The sequence below is a fragment of the Desulfobotulus sapovorans DSM 2055 genome (assembly GCF_059569355.1).
In genome coordinates, this window is record NZ_JCANVJ010000001.1 from 431,887 (window position 1) to 448,583 (window position 16,697).

At 53.8% G+C, this 16,697-nt stretch carries 13 protein-coding genes and 1 tRNA gene; 5 read left to right on the forward strand and 9 right to left on the reverse strand.

Annotation, left to right across the window (positions count from 1 at the left end):
• Positions 1-123: 123 nt before the first annotated feature.
• From BR04_RS01760 to BR04_RS01795, 8 genes are all read right to left on the reverse strand, one after another.
• On the reverse strand, positions 124-1,341 hold the full coding sequence (locus BR04_RS01760; protein ID WP_496354258.1) for a hypothetical protein: 1,218 nt from the start codon (positions 1,339-1,341) through the stop codon (positions 124-126).
• Positions 1,342-1,388: 47 nt separating this feature from the next.
• Positions 1,389-1,712 (reverse strand): transposase, encoded by a 324-nt coding sequence (locus BR04_RS01765; protein WP_496354259.1) that lies wholly within the window; start codon positions 1,710-1,712, stop codon positions 1,389-1,391.
• Between the two features lie 12 nt (positions 1,713-1,724).
• The gene (locus BR04_RS01770; RefSeq protein ID WP_496354260.1) at positions 1,725-2,945 is read right to left on the reverse strand and encodes an aromatic amino acid transport family protein; all 1,221 of its coding nucleotides are present in this window, start codon (positions 2,943-2,945) and stop codon (positions 1,725-1,727) included.
• A 132-nt stretch (positions 2,946-3,077) separates the two neighbouring features.
• Positions 3,078-4,364 carry a C45 family autoproteolytic acyltransferase/hydrolase gene (locus BR04_RS01775; protein WP_496354261.1) on the reverse strand — a complete coding sequence of 429 codons (1,287 nt, stop codon included), beginning with the start codon at positions 4,362-4,364 and terminating at the stop codon, positions 3,078-3,080.
• Between the two features lie 155 nt (positions 4,365-4,519).
• Positions 4,520-5,914, reverse strand: coding sequence for an alpha/beta hydrolase (locus BR04_RS01780; protein ID WP_496354262.1), 1,395 nt, complete (start codon positions 5,912-5,914; stop codon positions 4,520-4,522).
• 124 nt (positions 5,915-6,038) lie between these two features.
• On the reverse strand, positions 6,039-7,322 hold the full coding sequence (locus tag BR04_RS01785) for a peptide MFS transporter (RefSeq protein ID WP_496354263.1): 1,284 nt from the start codon (positions 7,320-7,322) through the stop codon (positions 6,039-6,041).
• A 242-nt stretch (positions 7,323-7,564) separates the two neighbouring features.
• Positions 7,565-7,640 (reverse strand) — tRNA-Asn (locus BR04_RS01790).
• A 300-nt stretch (positions 7,641-7,940) separates the two neighbouring features.
• Entirely contained in the window at positions 7,941-8,924 is a 984-nt protein-coding gene (locus BR04_RS01795) for a cyclic nucleotide-binding domain-containing protein (protein WP_496354264.1), read from the reverse strand.
• A 447-nt stretch (positions 8,925-9,371) separates the two neighbouring features.
• On the opposite strand from BR04_RS01795, the gene BR04_RS01800 reads away from it, so the two are divergent.
• A complete protein-coding gene (locus BR04_RS01800; protein WP_496354265.1) occupies positions 9,372-10,913 on the forward strand; it encodes an SDR family oxidoreductase in 1,542 nt (513 codons plus the stop codon).
• Positions 10,914-11,145: 232 nt separating this feature from the next.
• Here BR04_RS01800 and BR04_RS01805 read toward each other — a convergent pair whose 3' ends face one another.
• Complete coding sequence (locus tag BR04_RS01805; RefSeq protein WP_496354266.1) at positions 11,146-11,763, reverse strand: LysE/ArgO family amino acid transporter; 618 nt, start codon at positions 11,761-11,763, stop codon at positions 11,146-11,148.
• Between the two features lie 218 nt (positions 11,764-11,981).
• Between BR04_RS01805 and BR04_RS01810 the strand changes: the two genes are divergently transcribed.
• From BR04_RS01810 to BR04_RS01825, 4 genes are all read left to right on the forward strand, one after another.
• Complete coding sequence (locus tag BR04_RS01810) at positions 11,982-12,866, forward strand: LysR family transcriptional regulator ArgP (RefSeq protein ID WP_496354267.1); 885 nt, start codon at positions 11,982-11,984, stop codon at positions 12,864-12,866.
• A 67-nt stretch (positions 12,867-12,933) separates the two neighbouring features.
• The gene (locus BR04_RS01815; protein WP_496354268.1) at positions 12,934-13,905 is read left to right on the forward strand and encodes an NAD(P)H-dependent flavin oxidoreductase; all 972 of its coding nucleotides are present in this window, start codon (positions 12,934-12,936) and stop codon (positions 13,903-13,905) included.
• 42 nt (positions 13,906-13,947) lie between these two features.
• Complete coding sequence (locus tag BR04_RS01820) at positions 13,948-15,417, forward strand: protein adenylyltransferase SelO (RefSeq protein WP_496354269.1); 1,470 nt, start codon at positions 13,948-13,950, stop codon at positions 15,415-15,417.
• Positions 15,418-15,465: 48 nt separating this feature from the next.
• Positions 15,466-16,473: a methyltransferase gene (locus BR04_RS01825; protein WP_496354270.1), complete on the forward strand. Its 1,008-nt coding sequence runs from the start codon at positions 15,466-15,468 to the stop codon at positions 16,471-16,473.
• Positions 16,474-16,697 lie beyond the last annotated feature (224 nt).

Below are 16,697 nucleotides of genomic sequence, written 5' to 3' on the forward strand. Positions count from 1 at the left end.
GCCGTTGAGAAGGGTAATTTTACCCTTGACCATATTTTTGCGTTGAAGGTGTGTTCGAAGACCGGGCATGCTGACTGGTACATGGGAGAAATTCGTGAGCACCATCTGTGCCGTATCTATATTTCACATGCAACCGTCGCAGGCACTAAAGTCAGGGTAAGCATAAATCCGGTCTTCTTTCATTCGAAACTCGACCGAGCACATCATGCAGGGCCAGGCAAACACCATGCGGCCAGTCAGGTTATTCATTCCCCAGTTTCGTTTTTTTGTTTCCACAAATCTTTCAGTCACAAAGGGCGGCACCGCCCAGGAATCACTTGTCAGGTAGGGGGGCCTGACGTTTTGCAAGAGCCAGGTGCTACCGAAGGCCACAGGACCCTGCACTAAGCTCAGCTTCACCAATTCCTCGGGGTGTTTTTCCCTAAGGTCAAACACGAGTTCGCCTTTCCAGCAGTCCAAACCGTCTTTTTGGCCAGAGTAGGCTATAGTCGATTTATTACCATTAACAGTCCATATGTCACTCAGCGCTTCAATGGAAAATGGCACGATGGCGCCATCACTGATTGGATTGGTCGAGTTCAGGTAACCACTCTTTTTTCCTTTGAAGGTTTTCGTCTCACCCGGAGCCAAATCGTATGTGGGAGCCTTATATCCGGTTTTAGTCTCAAAAGGAACACCCCGAAGCGAGATCCTTGCTGGCATTGTCGGGTGTGCGTTATGCACTTCATACCACACATAAGCGGTTTCTTCCGCTTTCACTTGGAGCACTTTGACCACTTCACTCTTTCCAACCTCCATGTCAAATACTTCTTTGTATGCAAATACTTGAGACAGGTTGCACGAACCCGCACATTTTCTCACTTCCGTCCCGATATAGACCACCGGGGCATGCCCCGTAAACCATTCAGTAAGGTACGATTGAACTTTCAGAGTTTGGCAAAAATCAGTGTAACCCATATCATAGGCAGACATCCAAAAGTGGTACGTCGTATCCGACTTTCCAACAATGTGCCACCTTTGGAAATTATTCAAAGAGGTAATAACAAACACTCTGTAACCAGTATCATCTTCATGGTTTGTTGATGGTGAAACTATGCCCACCGCAAAACCTACATGGGCAGTACATGCTTCAAAATACGCCTTGTCTTCCCATCTGGGATTGTCCAGTTCACTGGCCAAAAGAGGTTTATCACCCGGCGCCGGCTCTGGAAGAGGGAATTTGATAAAGATATCATCATTGGATCCATAGGGATCTACAGACGATTCTTCACTGGAACAGCTCACAAAGAGAAGCAGCATAATAAAGAGAAACAGTATAATATTGGGAAGTTTGCGTAGCATTTTTTTCTACCATCCTGTTGTTAAGTTAAATATATTAACTTTACTGGTTACCATCTTATTTCAGCTATATCCGGCCCCTTGAAAAGCTGTGTCCAGCGGGTGAAAACTTCACGATCCGACCAGGAAAGGGCATGATCCTCATCCACACGCAGCACGATGTGGTAGTGGTTGCTCATGACCGCATAGGCCGCCACATCAATGGAAAAGATGGCCGAAAGCTCCATGATACGCTCTGCAATCCAGCCCCGTCGGTGGTCAAAGTCCATGCCGGATTGCTTGTCCTTGCCACAGAGAAAAGCCCTGCGGGGGCCCATGGTGTGGCTGCTGGAAGGCCCCATGCCGTAGCGGTAAAGCTCTTTGAGGGATTGCATGGCCGTTTCTCCTTAGAAATCAATCTTGTGGTATTCCACCCAGGGCCTTAATTGCAGCAGCCCGGCTTCTTGGAGGATTTCCATGGCCAGGATGGCAAGGGCAAAGGAAAAGGCAAGGATACAGATTCCCCGGACAAGCCGGCTCCGGCTGGGATCTCTGAGGGCGATGAGCAGGGGAAGCAGACCAAAGAGGATCACGATGCCCACCCCGCCCACAAGATCCAGGGCTTTCAGGAAAATGTCCGGATAGACAAGGGCGATGGCCAAAGGGGGCAGAAAGGTGAGGGCCAGAACAAGGCCCCGGCTTTCGATGTGAAAGGTGTTGGTGAGAAGATCCCGGATGAAGTTCTGAAGTCCCAGCCCGTTGGCGAGAAAGGAGGTGGAAATGGCCACCAGGGCAAAGGCCAGGGCGCAGAGGGTGAAGGTCTGGCTCTGTAGGTGAAAGGCCATGGGAACGGTGGCGGGCATGTTGGTTTCCCAGGCGGCAAGGAGGCTGTTTTCGCCTGTGAGGGGGATGACGCCGATGCCCACGAGAATCCAGAGACCGTTCATGGCAAAGGCGAGAGCCATGCCCCATAAAACAGCTTTGCGGTATTGGGTTCGATCCCAGGCAAGGCTGGTGCTGATGGTGGGAATGATGTTGTGGAAATGAAAGGCCGTGATGATGATGGGCAGGGTGGCAGGCAGGTAGCTCCAGTCCATGTAGGCCATGTTTTCCACCCGTACATGCCCGGCTCCCAGGGCCAGGAGGGCGGCAAAAAGCAGGGCAAGAACGGCAATGAAAAGGGTGTTGAGCCGGGCGAGAAAGCTGAGATTGATGGAGGTGAGGGCAATGAGGGGCAGGGAAAAGAGCAGCATGACGAGAAAAAGGTGGGATTCCATGCCAAAGAGGCTTGCAAGGATCTTGGCACCTCCTGTGAAATAGGCGGTGAGCAGGCCATAGAGAATGAGGAGGTTGGCAGCCATGGCGACCCATTTGCCGGTTTTTCCCAGCAGGGCCTCGTACATGGACGGATAGTCAAAGGTTTCACTCCGGTTTCGGGCTGCCTCATCCCCAAGGATGCTGGCGCTGAGGTACATGAGCCCTGCCCCTGCGAGGATGGCCAGCATGGAGGGGCCGAGACCGGCAAGGCCGGTGTTGATGGGCAGACCCAGAATGCCAGCGCCCACAAGGTTGCCGGTGATCAGGGCCGTTGCGGTTACAAGACTGGTTTTTTGCGTGTTGTTGTCCATGGAGGGCCTCTTCTGGGGTGGAGGGTTCCGATCTTTAAGGGAAGGGCGGAAAGCCTGAGAAAGTACCTTTTTTTAAATGGTGTGAGCTCAGTGCTGGGCTGCGGGTGTTTTGCAAATATTCCGGTATGGCTGTCAGAATGGCATTTTCACCGTGACGAGCTGCGGATGTTCCGTAAAGGTTCCGGTGTGGGGATGCGCCCAGAACTCCAGATGCTTGTCTTCAAAGGAATAAACAATGGCCTGAACAGATGTGTTTCCATAAATATCTCCCGCATCCGTACCGCCAGCATCGGGTTTATGATAGGAGATGATGGTTTTCATGGCATTGAAATCAACCGGTGTTCCCTGGGCGGCAAGCATCCTTTTGTAATTGGCCCAGCGTTCGGTATTGACCGGAACCTGGGTGTGATTGTCATCATTGCCTGACAGCAGAAAGGAATTGACACTGGCCACTGAATCAGTGAATCCCCAGCTGATACCGGGGTTGAGCGTACTGTCAGAACTTCTGAGTTCCCTGTTTCTGCTGAAGTTGTTCTCCAGTACCTTTGAAGTGTTTGCATTAGCGAGAAACATGTTGTTGTTGTACCCATAGCGTTTCGATGGATCTTTCAGGTACGCTGCCACCTCTTCAAGGGTCGCGCTGGTTTCCATTGCTTTCCGGATGTCCAGCAGAATGGAACGTCGGTCAACGGCTGAATAGGGCTCCCCTACGGGGCTGTAAAGATTTGCAATAAAGACGCCGCTGTCGTTGATGGCAACCAGATTGCCAAGTACGCCAAGCCATCCGAAGGACACAACCTGTTTTGACCCGGTGCTGGCGTGAACGAATGCATTCAGTGCGCCGAATTGTCCTTCCGTTCCAGGGAACCAGTCCGTGATTCTGCCAACAATGGTTTTACCGGTAGCGGATCGATCTCCATATACAGCCAGTGTCGAACAGGCTGTGGAGGTGGCGATGTCCGGAACCAGATTGAGAATCAGATACTCGTTTCTGGAGAGCTTCCCGTCTCCCAGCATATCCTGGGAGCCACCGCTTAAGGTGGATGCGAATCCGTCCAGTTCCTGGAGGTAGAGGGGGTCGATCTGTTTTTTGATTTCCAGAGCCCGTCCGATCATGATTTCCAGGGTAAGAACTCCTTCCGTCCCAGGAATTTTCAGATGGTTCAGTGACGTGGCAGCTTCCAGCAATTCCATGAGGTAGCTGTCCGTCAGCTTTTCATAATCGGGAACCGCAGCCAGTACTTCCAGACCGTATTCTTTCCCGACAGCATAGCGGTCTCCTTCCGGATAGTTTATTCTGACCTGGAAGAATCCCTTGTCCGGCGTGATGCTGACACAGGAGGGGCTGTCGATACTCCCTCCACATGCCAAAAGTCCGGCCAGGGAGAACAATGCTGTCAGTATTCTGAATATTTTCATTGGATCAGCCTTCTTTTGAAATTCTGAAAAGATTCTTTGTTTCTCTTCCCGGATGTTTTTTACAGAGATCAGAGGGCACAGATCGGGACGTCTCTGAAGAATGTCAGGTGACCATGACTTGCTGAAGGCCCTTGCATGATCACCTGACAGTTCTTTTATTTCCCCGCCTGCTCATTGATCCAGGCGAGGCCGCGCAGGTAGGCGAAGGGGAGGGCGCCCGCATGAACTGTTCCCAGCTTGGGTACATAATCCAGGAAATAGTCGGCCTTAACGTTGGTGAGGCCATTCCAGGCCTTGACCGCGTTCTGCGTGTTCCCCACGGGTACGGAATCATCATAGACGTTGTGGCTTAAAAGCAGATGGGCAGAGGGTGTCCATCCTGCATAGGCGTCGTTTTCCTTGAATTTTTTGCTGACCTCACTTTCCTGGTTGCGCAGGGCCATGAGGGTTCCCTGGGTCAGCACACTTGAAGGCCCCGTATACGGATCAACCCGCTTCATGATGTCGCTGATCTCACCGCCGGTGGATTCTCCGTCCATCATCTTCAGCAGCAGGGTTCTTACGTCTTCTGCAATGGCATTTTCAAATTGCAGTTCCGGTACATTGGGATAGGCCTTGCCATAACCTGCCACCACATAGGGAAGGAAATAGGGGGTGGCATAATCCGCACCGGCATCCAGCATCAGGTCATGCATGGTATCGGAAAGGGAGTGGGGGCCGTCCAGGGCCGCTGCTGCCACAAGGTTCAGATCCGGGTGTTTGGTTTCAATTTCCTTTGCCGTGACCAGGGTGGCATAGCCCCCCTCGGAATAGCCCATAATAAAGATACGGCCATCCCAGCGGGTTTTCAGGGTGCTCACCGCGCGAATCATGCCAATGGCGGAATTGGCCAGAGTGGTGAGACAGTAGGGATGGGTATCCGTATTATCACCGAGGCCGGGGTAATCCGGCGCCACCACAATATACCCGAGGGGTGCCATGGCAAATTTGGCAAGCTGGGTGGTAAGCTGGTCATCACTGTTGTTGTTTTTTGAAGGTGAATATTTTCTTAAGGTCTGGGTCGGATGCAGAAAGACCAGCATGGGATATTTACTATGGAAAACAGCCGTGGGCTCCACAAGAAGACCACTTTCCATGCGACCATCCGCTTTCCAGGTGTAAGTTACCTTGGAAGCACTCCATCCATATTTATATTTCCAGGCAAAGGCTTCATAAATTTTTGAGAAGAGATCCAGAATATTGATGGGGGTGCCAAGATTGTTGGCATCTTCCACCATTTTAGTTGGCATGTCCTCTATGGTTCCGTAACCGCCAAGTGCCGTGCTCAGGGTGTTCTCATGGGCCAGGGCCGTTCGCATGGCAGTGTCAATCTCTGTCTTGAACGTGTCGCTATCCGTGAACGAAGCCTCTTCGTAAGGCTTAACCTCAACATCTTTGATGGGCAGTGAGGCTGGCGTACTGCTGTTACAGCCCATGAGAAGGGTTCCTGACAGAAGCAGGAGGAACATGCCTGCCAGGTAAGATGGGAAAAATAAGGGTCTGTTTTGCATTTTTGTCTCCTTTGTCTGAGGGAAAAAGGTGCGGCAGATTTCGAGCCGCGCTTTGCAGAAAGTACCAAAGCAGGTTTTATGCCATGGAATGCCGGGGTGTTGGGGAAAATGGGGATTTTTCATGTCAGGAGTGATCCATGACCCGCTTCAGGCGTTTCAGGAGAAGAAGAAGGATACAGCCCGCAAGGCCAGCTGCGGCGGCGACCAGGAGAAAAAAAGACTGCCGGGAGCAGATATCCCAGAAATGCCCGAGATAGCCTGCCATGTAATTGCCCACAAACTGGGCAAGGAACCAGACACCCATGAGCATGGACACCATGCGCAGGGGCGCAAGCTTGGTGACAAGGGAGAGACCTACGGGGGAAAGGTAGAGTTCGGCCAGGGTGAGGACGGCGTTAAAGCCCAGAAGCCAGAGCATGCTGACCCGGACGCCATCGGTGTCATAGTGCCCGGCAGGATAGACAAGGAGAAGAAAGGAAAGGGCCAGAAGAAAGCAGCCAATGGTCATTTTGGCAGGAGAGGAGGGTTCTTTCCCATTGCGGGACTGCCAGGCCCAGAAGCTTGTGATGAGGGGGGTGAACATGAAAATGAAAAAAGGGTTCATGGACTGGAACCATGTCGCGGGAATTTCCCATCCGAAAAGGTGGCGATCCGTGTCTTCATCCACCCAGAGGGCGATGGTGTTGCCCTGCTGTTCAAAGGCGGCCCAGAAGAGAATCACCACAAGACAGATGGCCCCAAGTCCGATCAGGCGACTTTTGTCATTGTCACTGGATTCCAGGGGAAGTGCTGCCGTTCCATCTGTTGTTTCCTGCCGGATGCTGTCCGGAGCCAGCCAGCGTTGTCCCCGGATATAGATTACCAGACCGATGACCATACCGACGCCCGCCGCACCGAAGCCGTAGTGCCAGCCGTACAGCTCTCCCAGGGTACCGCAGACCAGGGGCGCCATGAAGGCACCGAGGTTGATCCCCACATAAAAGATACTGAAAGCCCGGTCCCGGCGGGGATCCCCCGGAGGATAGAGGTGCCCCACCTGGGTGGAAATATTGGGTTTAAAGGCTCCGTTCCCCAGAATCAGCAGGGCCAGGGCAGGGTAGAAGAGGGCGTCGTGGGCCATGATGAGGTGGCCGATGGCCATCAGCACACCGCCGATGATGACGGTTTTGCGCTGGCCCAGCACCCTGTCCGCCAGCATGCCACCGAAAACAGGGGTGAGATAGACGAGGCCCGTGTAAAGCCCGTAAACCTGGGAGGCATGACCATGGGTGAACATAAGGTGTTTGATCATGTAATAGACCAGGAGGGTTCGCATGCCATAATACGAAAAGCGTTCCCACATTTCAGTAAAAAAAAGGATGTAGAGTCCCTTGGGGTGACCCCAGAGGGTGGTTTGGGAGGGGGGCATGGCCGGTCTCCTTTGTTGGGGATAAGGAAAACGATCTGTATCTTTGAATATGGACATGATGAATGTGAAAATAGGCAGATTTTATTATTCGTGGCAAGTTTTTTTTGGGGGGAGGAAAGAAGGCGCAGACTGGAGAACAGATAGGGGGATGGTGGAATAGAAAAGCAAAACCCCCTGCCGGGTTACGGCAGGGGGCGTTATAAAAACCAACTGCACACCGTAGTGTGCAGGGATATACTGTTTGGCTCCCCAGCACGGATTTGAACCGCGGACCCAGTGGTTAACAGCCACTTGCTCTGCCGACTGAGCTACTGGGGAGCAACGTTCCGCTTCGCAGCAGAACGAGGCAACTTATACGGGCTAGGCCTTTAACTGTCAATGAAAAAAAATATGACCCGAAACTTTTTTTTTAAGGTGTTGTTTTTAAAGAAGTACGGATTTTTTATTTTGATTGCTACCCTGACTCAGCCATGCCGTCTCAGGTATTTGTCTGCCTCCATGAATTTTCCCTGAGGTGTGAGAGCAGGCGTAAAATTTACCTTTACAGCATGAAATCCATCGTTCCCGCGCTGGAACATGAGAAGGATGGTGCTGAAGCGCTGGGCGTCTTTATGTGAATCAGGTAAAATTTCTGGGATCCAGAATCTTATCAAACTTCACATGCACGGAATATTCATTGTCCATGTGGCAGAGCACACCGGTGACAAGGCCTTTGCAGACCATGGGATGGGGATTGGTGACATTGGGCAGCAGAAATTTCATTCCCAGCTGACGGCCCAGAAGCTGACGGATACCCTTGCCATTGGCAGTTTTGACATAAAACGAGAGTCCCCCTGCGGAAATGTCTGCCATACGCCCCCTGGCCGTGTTCGTGCTTTCTCCCGAAAGCACCTGAAACACAATCGCTCCCTGAACGGGGATGCGTTTATGACTTCTTCGGTTGATGCCCTTTGCCCGCAGCACTTCGCTTTCCGACTGGCCGGACATGCAGAAGTCCCGGAGTTTGGGTTCCAGTCCCGGCAGCGTCTCATTCAGCGGCAGCAGGGCTTCCCGTGTCAGTTTTCGGCCTTCGCCTGCCATCAGGGCTACAAGGGAGGTGGTGCAGACGCTGCTTTTATAGAAGCTCTCTTCCCCTGCAAGGTTCCCCGGCCCGATGCGGCGCAGCACAACGTCCTGACCGGTATCGGATGTGGAAATCAGATTCAGGGCACCCTGATCAATAAAAAACAGGGTATTGTTTTCCCTTCCTTTCTGAAACAGCACATTGCCGGGAGAAAAGGTGAAGGGCTGGGTGGCAAAAAAGAAAGCACTTCGTTCTTCCTGGCTTAACCGGGTATACCAGTTTTTCCACCGATCCAGATGGTAACTGTCAATGGCCTTGTTTTTTTCTTCTTCGATGATTTCGGCAGCCGCGATAACGAGGTGGATGGCCATGGCGTCCACCTCCATCATCTGCTGATGCAGTCTCTCCGCATGGTCAAATTTGCGGGCTGCGGCACAGGCTTTCACCAGAGTGAAGAGAAGGTTCATGGCATCTTCTGTCCGTCCGGCGGCAAGCAGTGCCCTGACATGATCCTCTTTTGTTTTCAGGCTTTCTTTCATGCGTTTAATCCTTGAAAGGGGAAGGAGAAGAACGGCGCACAGGATTGGTTGCTGGGGACGATCCGCCTCTGGCTGCGGAAGAAGATTCCCACTTTAAAGCATAAAATATTTGTTATGAAAAGAGCCCGCTTTCATTGTGCTGTTCTTCTCATCGGCCCGGACAGAAAAGGCCTGACCTTAAAAATAAGGAGGTTTTCAAAAAATCTGACTCCCGCCTTGCTTCAGCCAGTGTGGTAATGCGCGGCCCAATGCTGTAAAGGTAGATCTTACACCTGTTTTCCTGTCCCAGGGAAATGGCATGGAATCAAGGGCAAAACCTGGGACTGCAAGGCTGCGTCGGGTAACCATCAGGTTGTTCACTGTTGAACTCCGGGCTGGAAGATATTCTGATATCCCCTCTTTTGAAGGGATGTCCTGTCAGGGATGCTGTTCATGAAAGGAGGAACCATGGATTTTGAAATTCCGGAAAAACCCCTGCTGGTTACGGGGGCGACAGGGTACATCGGGGGGCGGCTCGTTCCCCTTCTGCTGTCCAGAGGATTTAAAGTCCGGGCCCTTTCCCGGTCTTTGAGAAAAATGCATGCACGGCCCTGGAGCAGGCACCCCAATGTGGAGCTTTTGGCCTGTGACCTCATGGATGGCCCCGCTCTGGAAAAGGCTGCCGAAGGCTGTGGCGGTGCCTGGTATCTGGTGCATTCCATGGAGGGCGATGGGGGCGGTTTTGCGGCAAGGGAAGAAAAAACGGCAAAGAACATGGTGCAGGCTGCGGAAAAAGCCGGTCTGGAACGGATCGTCTATTTGAGTGGCCTTGGGGATGAAAAAGATCCCCATCTCAGCTCCCACCTGAAAAGCCGACATGCCGTTGCAAGGATACTGGCTTCCGGGAAAACGCCGGTCACCGTTCTCCGGGCGGCCATGGTGCTGGGTTCGGGCAGTGCCTCCTTTGAAATCCTGCGCTATCTGGTGGACCGTCTGCCTTTTATGCTGACCCCAAGGTGGATACGAACCTCCTGCCAGCCCATCGGCATCCGCAATACCCTGGAGTATCTCGTGGGGGCCATGGTGCATCCGGACATGGCCGGAGAGACCTTTGACATCGGCGGCCCGGACATTCTGAGCTATCAGAATCTGATGCAGCTCTATGCGGAAGAGGCCGGATTGAAAAAACGGCTGATTATCCCGGTGCCTTTTCAGACGCCGGGGCTTTCAGCCTTCTGGGTGTATCTGGTCTGTCCCCTTCCCGCAGGGATTGCCAAGCCCCTTGCGGAGGGTCTTCGAAATCCGGTGGTCTGCGGGGATATGCGCATTGCCGGGCTGATTCCCCAGAAGCTTCTCTCCTGCAGGGAAGCCATCCGCGAGGCCATCCGCAAGGTGGCCCAGGAAGAGGTGGAAACCCGCTGGTCCGATGCGGGAAAGCTCCTTCCGCCGGAATGGGTGCAGTGTACGGATCCCTCCTACAGCGGCGGCACCATTCTGGACTGCTGCTACAAGGTGAAAATCCGGGGAAATCCAGAAAACATCTGGCAGAAGGTGGCGTCCATCGGCGGTAAAAATGGCTGGTATTACGGGGATCTGCTCTGGCGCATCCGGGGACGCTGGGATCAGATCACAGGGGGCGTGGGCCTGCGACGGGGGCGCAGACATCCCGAGGAGCTTCTGGTGGGGGATGCCTTAGATTTCTGGCGGGTGCTGGATGTGAAACCCTGTGAACGGCTGCTGCTTCTGGCGGAGATGCGTCTTCCCGGCGAAGCCCTGCTGGAATTCCGCATGAAGGATCTGGGGGATGGCCATTGTGAATTGCAGCAGATGTCCCGCTTTCTGCCCAAAGGGTTGCTGGGCATTGCGTACTGGTATACCCTGCTGCCTTTCCATCATCTGATTTTCAAAGGGATGCTGGGACGCATAGCGGAAGCTTCCGGACAACCCGCAGGCAGTGTTCAGGCCTTTTCCTATGATTGGAAAGAGCAGGTGTGCGCTCTGGAGGAGTGACAGCCGTGCTGTTGTGTGGCGTTTTCCGGTTTTCAGAATGCCGGCGTCGGAGAGAGGAAATGCTGGAATACGGAACCGGGGGAAGGAACAGAGATTTTGAGGTTTCTGTTCTTTTAAAGGTATCGGGGATTCAGTTTTTTTAAACAGTACAGGAAAGCCTGTCTCCCTGACCTTCCAGCAGTTTCCGCAGGTATTGTCAGGGGCTGTGTGGCAGGGAGGGAGTCCGTTTTTTTCAGAGGGCCCGGGCCTGCTGCACCAGAGCGGCAGCAATGCCCCACATGATGACACATACCCCCGCATCCAGTATGCGCCATGCGGCGGCTTTTTTGAAAAAAGGAGCCAGCCTGCGGGCTCCAAGGGTCAGGGTAATGAACCAGACCGTGGAGGCTGTTACCGCACCCAGCCAGAATCCCAGCCTTTCTGTTCCCATGTAGGGAGCGGAAAGCCCGCCCATCAGCACAATGGTATCCAGGTAGGTATGGGGATTGAGGAGGGTGACGCCAAGGGTGGCGAGAATAAGTGAAGAGGCCGTAAGGTTTCCGTTGTATGGGGTTTCCAGCCCAGCCCCGCCTTTGATGGAGGCGCAGAAGGCCCGGAAGCCGTAGACCATGAGAAAAACAGCCCCGCCCCATGTGGCCCAACGGACAAAGTCCGGTCTGGAGACAAGGAGACTTCCCAGTCCCGCGACACCGATGCCGATGAGCAGGCTGTCGCAGAGAATGCAGATCAGGGCAATGAGAAGGGGGCGGTTGTTTCTGATGCCATTGCTCAGCACAAAGGCGTTCTGGGCACCAATGGCAACGATCAGTCCAAGACATACGGAAAATCCGTAAAAAGCAGATGCCAGCATGGTTTTTTCCTTTCAGGTTTTCTTTTTCTGCACCGTGTCTGCCCGGCCGGGCGGGTGTTTGTAAGGGTACCGGGCTGCGGCGGCCTTTTTTCTTCAGCCTTTAGCTTCAGAGGCATTAAAAGGAAAATTCATTATTCTGATGATCCATAAAAATGTATTATGAATGGGGTTTGAGAGGGCTGGAAGAGGGTGGTGGAAGAGAGAGGGGGCTGCCGGATATGCTGGATTATAAACTGCTGGAAGCACTGGCATCCGTGGTGGAAGAGGGCGGGTTTGAACGGGCGGCACAGGCGCTGCACATCACCCAGTCTGCGGTGTCCCAGCGGATTAAATTGCTTGAAAGTCAGACGGGGCAGGTGCTGCTGGTACGGAGCAGTCCGCCCCGGGCAACGGAGCCGGGGGTACGGCTTCTGAAACATTACCGGCAGGTGGCCTCTCTGGAGGCAGATCTGGAAGATGCTCTGCTGCCTGAAGGGCCGGGGGCTTACCGCAGCCTGAAGGTGGGGCTGAATGCCGACAGCCTTGTCACATGGTTTCCTGAGGCGGTGCAGGAATTTCTGCTTTCCCGCAATATCCTGCTGGATCTCAGGACGGATGATCAGGATGTGACCCATCGTCTGCTTCAGGACGGGGAGGTCATGGGATGCATTACAAGCAGGGACAGGGCCGTTCAGGGATGCCGCATCTATCCCCTTGGCAGTATGCGCTACCGGATGCTGGCCTCACCGGCCTACATGGCCCGCTGGCTGCCGTCGGGGCTGGAAGATTTGCGGGATCTTGAAGCACCGGTGCTGGTTTTTAACCGGAAAGACCGGTTGCAGGATCGTTTTTTTAATCAGGTAAGGGGTTCTTGTGTTCATCCCCCTGTGCACTATATTCCTTCTGCCACAAGCTTTCTGAACTTTATCCTTCTCGGGCTGGGCTGCGGCATGGTGCCGGACCTCCAGAGCCGCAGCTTTCTCACCTCCGGTTCTCTGGTGGAACTGGTAGCGGATATGCCCATGGATGTTCCCCTGTTCTGGCACTGCTGGGATATCGGTTCCTCTCTGTTGAGGGACTTTACGGATGTGCTGGTGCGTGAAGCCGGAAAAAGGCTTTTCTGAGCCATGTTGCTGCCGTACCCCTCAGGGGGGGGCGGCTGAATCCTGAACCTTTTCGCGGAGAAGAACGATGAAAACACGGATTACGGAAAAACTGGGTATCCGCCATCCCATTGTGCAGGGCGGTATGCAGTGGGTGGGAACGGCAGACCTTGCAGCGGCGGTATCCAATGCTGGAGGTCTCGGTATCCTTACGGCCCTGATTTCTCCCGAGCCTGAGGCCCTTGGCCATGAGATTGACAGGCTTTTTTCCCTTACGGATCAGCCTTTTGGCGTGAATCTCACCCTTCTGCCCACCCTCAAGCCCGTACCCTATATGGCGTATGCCCGCATGATTGTGGAAAAGGGGGTAAAAATTGTGGAAACCGCAGGCAGAAGCCCGGAGGAGTTTCTGCCTCTCTTTAAAGAGGCCGGAATCACGGTGATTCATAAATGCACTTCTGTACGCCATGCCCTGAAGGCGCAGAAAATGGGCTGTGATATTGTCAGCGTGGATGGGTTTGAGTGCGCAGGCCATCCCGGAGAAGACGATATTCCGGGCCTGATCCTCCTGCCTCTGGCCGCAGACAGCCTTGATATTCCCATCCTTGCCTCCGGCGGATTTGCCGATGGCCGGGGACTGGCGGCAGCACTGGCACTGGGGGCGGACGGGATCAATATGGGCACCCGCTTTGTGGCAACCAGGGAAGCACCTGTGCACGCCAACATCAAACAGGCCCTTGTGGATGCCGATGAACGGCAGACCGCACTGATCTTCAGAACCCTGCACAATACGGCAAGGATTTATAAAAACACCCTCGCCGATGAGATTGTGGCGCTGGAAAAGCGGGGCGGGGCAACCATAGAGGAGCTGGCCCCCCTTGTTGCGGGAAAAAGGGGAGAACAGGCCCTGAAGGACGGGGATGTCAACGGCGGTGTCTGGGGTGCAAGCCCTGTGGCGGGGCTGATCCGCGATGTGCCTTCTGTGGAGGAACTGATCCGTCGCATTGTGGAAGATGCTGAAAGGATCATCAGAGAACGCCTTGCCTCCTTTCTTTCCTGAAATTGCAGTTTAACGGGCTTACAGAGGCTCAGGAGCTTTCCCATGGATTCAGCCATTCCCTTTGACAACAGCTATGCCCGTCTGCCTTCCCGTTTTTATGGTTTCCAGCATCCGGTGCCGGTGAAAAAGCCTCTGCTTGTGAAAATAAACCGGGAGCTTCTGGAGAATCTGGGGCTGCGCTGGGAGATGTTTCCTCCTGACGTCTGGGAAGAGATTCTTTCAGGCAACCGGGTACCTGAAGGTGCCAGGCCTCTGGCCATGGCCTATGCAGGCCACCAGTTCGGTCATTTTGTGCCTCAGCTTGGGGATGGCCGGGCCATTCTGCTGGGGGAGATTGTGGACAGAGGCGGGGTGCGCCGGGATATACAGCTGAAGGGTTCCGGCCCAACCCCCTTTTCACGCAATGGAGATGGCAGGGCCGCTCTGGGACCTGTGCTGCGGGAGTATATTCTTGGGGAAGCCATGCAGGCCTTAGGCATTCCTGCCACCCGGTCTCTGGCTGTGGTACTGACCGGAGAAGAGGTGTTTCGGGAAAAAAGATTTCCCGGTGCTGTGCTGACCCGTGTGGCGTTGAGCCATATCCGTGTGGGAACCTTTGAATTTTTTGCGGCAAAACAGGATCACAAAGCCCTTCGGATTCTGGCGGAGTATACAATGAACCGCAATTTTCCGGAGATGACGATGGAAAAGGAAGGGCCTGTCGGTCTGCTGCGGGCTGTGATGGAGCGGCAGGCCAGCCTTGTGGCGGCATGGATGCAGGTGGGGTTCATCCACGGGGTGATGAACACGGACAACTGCGCCCTTTCCGGAGAAACCATTGATTTTGGCCCCTGCGCCTTCATGGATGCCTATGATCCCATGAAGGTTTTCAGTGCCATTGATCAGGCAGGACGATACGCCTATGCACAGCAGCCGCAGATGGCCCACTGGAATCTGCTGCGTTTTGCAGAAAGTCTTCAGCCCCTTTTTTCTAACGAAGAAGTGGATCAGGCCAATGCCGTTCTCTGGGCCTTTCCCGATGCCTTCCAGCGGCACTGGCTTTCCGGTATGAGGCAAAAACTCGGGTTTTTTACGGTAAGGGGAGGGGATGAAAAGCACATCCAGTCGTTATTTAAGCTGATGTATACCCAGGGCGCCGATTTCACCTTAAGTTTTCGCAATCTCTGCGATATTGCAGAAGACCCTGCAAGGGTATCCGGGTTCACGGCCCTTTTCAGGGAGCCTGAGGCCTGTGGCCCATGGCTTGGGGGCTGGCTGCACCGGCTGGATGCCGAAGGTGGCGATGGCCTTGAGCGTGCCGCAGCCATGCGGAAGGTGAATCCTCTCTTCATCCCCCGCAACCACAGGGTGGAGGAAGTTATCCGGGCCGCAGAGGACAGGGGGGACTTCCAGCCCTTTGAAACGCTGCTCTCCGTGCTGTCCCGGCCCTTTGACCTTCAGCCGGGTTTTGAAAAGTATGCTGACTCACCGCAGCCCCATGAGCTTGTGCATCGGACTTTTTGCGGAACCTGAGGCAAGGCCTCCCGCAATTTTTTTAATAATGGAGAAAGGGAAAACATCATGACGGAATCTTCCTGGAATCCCGGCAGTCTTCTGCGCCTTTCGGGCTCCTACTGGCAGGTCTGCACCCTGCATACGGGGGTGAAGCTGGAAATTTTTACCCTCCTGTCCAGAGGCCCTGCAAGTGCCAGAGACCTCTGCCATGCCATGAAGGGGGATCTCAGGGGAGTGGTGGCCCTGCTGGATGCCCTTTCTGCCATGGGCCTTCTCGAAAAAAAGGAAACTTTGTATGCCAACACCCCGGCTGCGGAGGCTTTTCTGGTGAAGGATGCCCCCGCCTATGTGGGCTACATGATTCTGCACCATCACTATCTTATGGATTCCTGGAACCGTATGTCCGAGGCGGTTCTTTCGGGAAAACCCGTTGACAGCAGCCTTGACGGTGTCACGGAAGAAGCGGAGCGGGAAAGTTTTCTCATGGGGATGTTCAACAGCGCTTCCGCCACCGCACCGGGTGTTGCAAAGGCCCTTGATCTTTCCGGATGCCGCCGTCTTCTGGATTTTGGCGGAGGGCCGGGAACTTTTGCCATCCATTTTTGTATGGAAAACAAAGACCTTACGGCAGATGTCTATGATCTGCCCACCACAAGACCCTTTGCGGAAAAAATCATTGCCCGCTATGGCCTTGAAGGGCGCATGGCCTTTACGGATTTTAATTTCCATACGGACAGTGTGGTGGAACCGGGAGCCTTTGATGCCGTATGGATTTCCCACATTCTCCATGGGGAGAATCCCGAGGATGCCCAGAGGCTTGTTGTAAAGGCCATGGCAGCCTTAAAACCCGGAGGCCGCATTTTCATCCATGATTTTATCCTTGAAGATCTGCGCACGGCTCCGCTTTTTGCAGCTCTTTTCAGTATCAATATGCTGGTGGCAACGGATGGCGGACAATCCTATTCCGAGCCTGAAATCCGGAAAATGCTGGAAAAAGCAGGAGCTTCTGAGATCCGTCGGCTGGCCTATAGAGGCCCCACAGAATCGGGAATTCTCATGGGGGTAAAAGAGTAAAAGCAGATCGGATTATTCCCCTGACGCAGCCACAACTTGCTGGTCAGGTTGTCCGGCCCATGGTGCAGGCTTTAAGGATGACAAAAAGAACCCATACTGCTATATGCCCAAACTGGTATATGACAACAATGCATGATATCTGCGGTTAGGGATTACAGCCAGAAGCCATATCCGATTTTTAGTTTTTTTTCAGACAGCGGGACAAAAGATCCCTTTTATGACGA

Bases quoted from the DNA above. Each gene is read 5' to 3' on its own strand.
- BR04_RS01760 (WP_496354258.1), bottom strand. From the start codon at position 1,341: ATGCTACGCAAACTTCCCAATATTATACTGTTTCTCTTTATTATGCTG.
- BR04_RS01765 (WP_496354259.1), bottom strand. From the start codon at position 1,712: ATGCAATCCCTCAAAGAGCTTTACCGCTACGGCATGGGGCCTTCCAGC.
- BR04_RS01770 (WP_496354260.1), bottom strand. From the start codon at position 2,945: ATGGACAACAACACGCAAAAAACCAGTCTTGTAACCGCAACGGCCCTG.
- BR04_RS01775 (WP_496354261.1), bottom strand. From the start codon at position 4,364: ATGAAAATATTCAGAATACTGACAGCATTGTTCTCCCTGGCCGGACTT.
- BR04_RS01780 (WP_496354262.1), bottom strand. From the start codon at position 5,914: ATGCAAAACAGACCCTTATTTTTCCCATCTTACCTGGCAGGCATGTTC.
- BR04_RS01785 (WP_496354263.1), bottom strand. From the start codon at position 7,322: ATGCCCCCCTCCCAAACCACCCTCTGGGGTCACCCCAAGGGACTCTAC.
- BR04_RS01795 (WP_496354264.1), bottom strand. From the start codon at position 8,924: ATGAAAGAAAGCCTGAAAACAAAAGAGGATCATGTCAGGGCACTGCTT.
- BR04_RS01800 (WP_496354265.1), top strand. From the start codon at position 9,372: ATGGATTTTGAAATTCCGGAAAAACCCCTGCTGGTTACGGGGGCGACA.
- BR04_RS01805 (WP_496354266.1), bottom strand. From the start codon at position 11,763: ATGCTGGCATCTGCTTTTTACGGATTTTCCGTATGTCTTGGACTGATC.
- BR04_RS01810 (WP_496354267.1), top strand. From the start codon at position 11,982: ATGCTGGATTATAAACTGCTGGAAGCACTGGCATCCGTGGTGGAAGAG.
- BR04_RS01815 (WP_496354268.1), top strand. From the start codon at position 12,934: ATGAAAACACGGATTACGGAAAAACTGGGTATCCGCCATCCCATTGTG.
- BR04_RS01820 (WP_496354269.1), top strand. From the start codon at position 13,948: ATGGATTCAGCCATTCCCTTTGACAACAGCTATGCCCGTCTGCCTTCC.
- BR04_RS01825 (WP_496354270.1), top strand. From the start codon at position 15,466: ATGACGGAATCTTCCTGGAATCCCGGCAGTCTTCTGCGCCTTTCGGGC.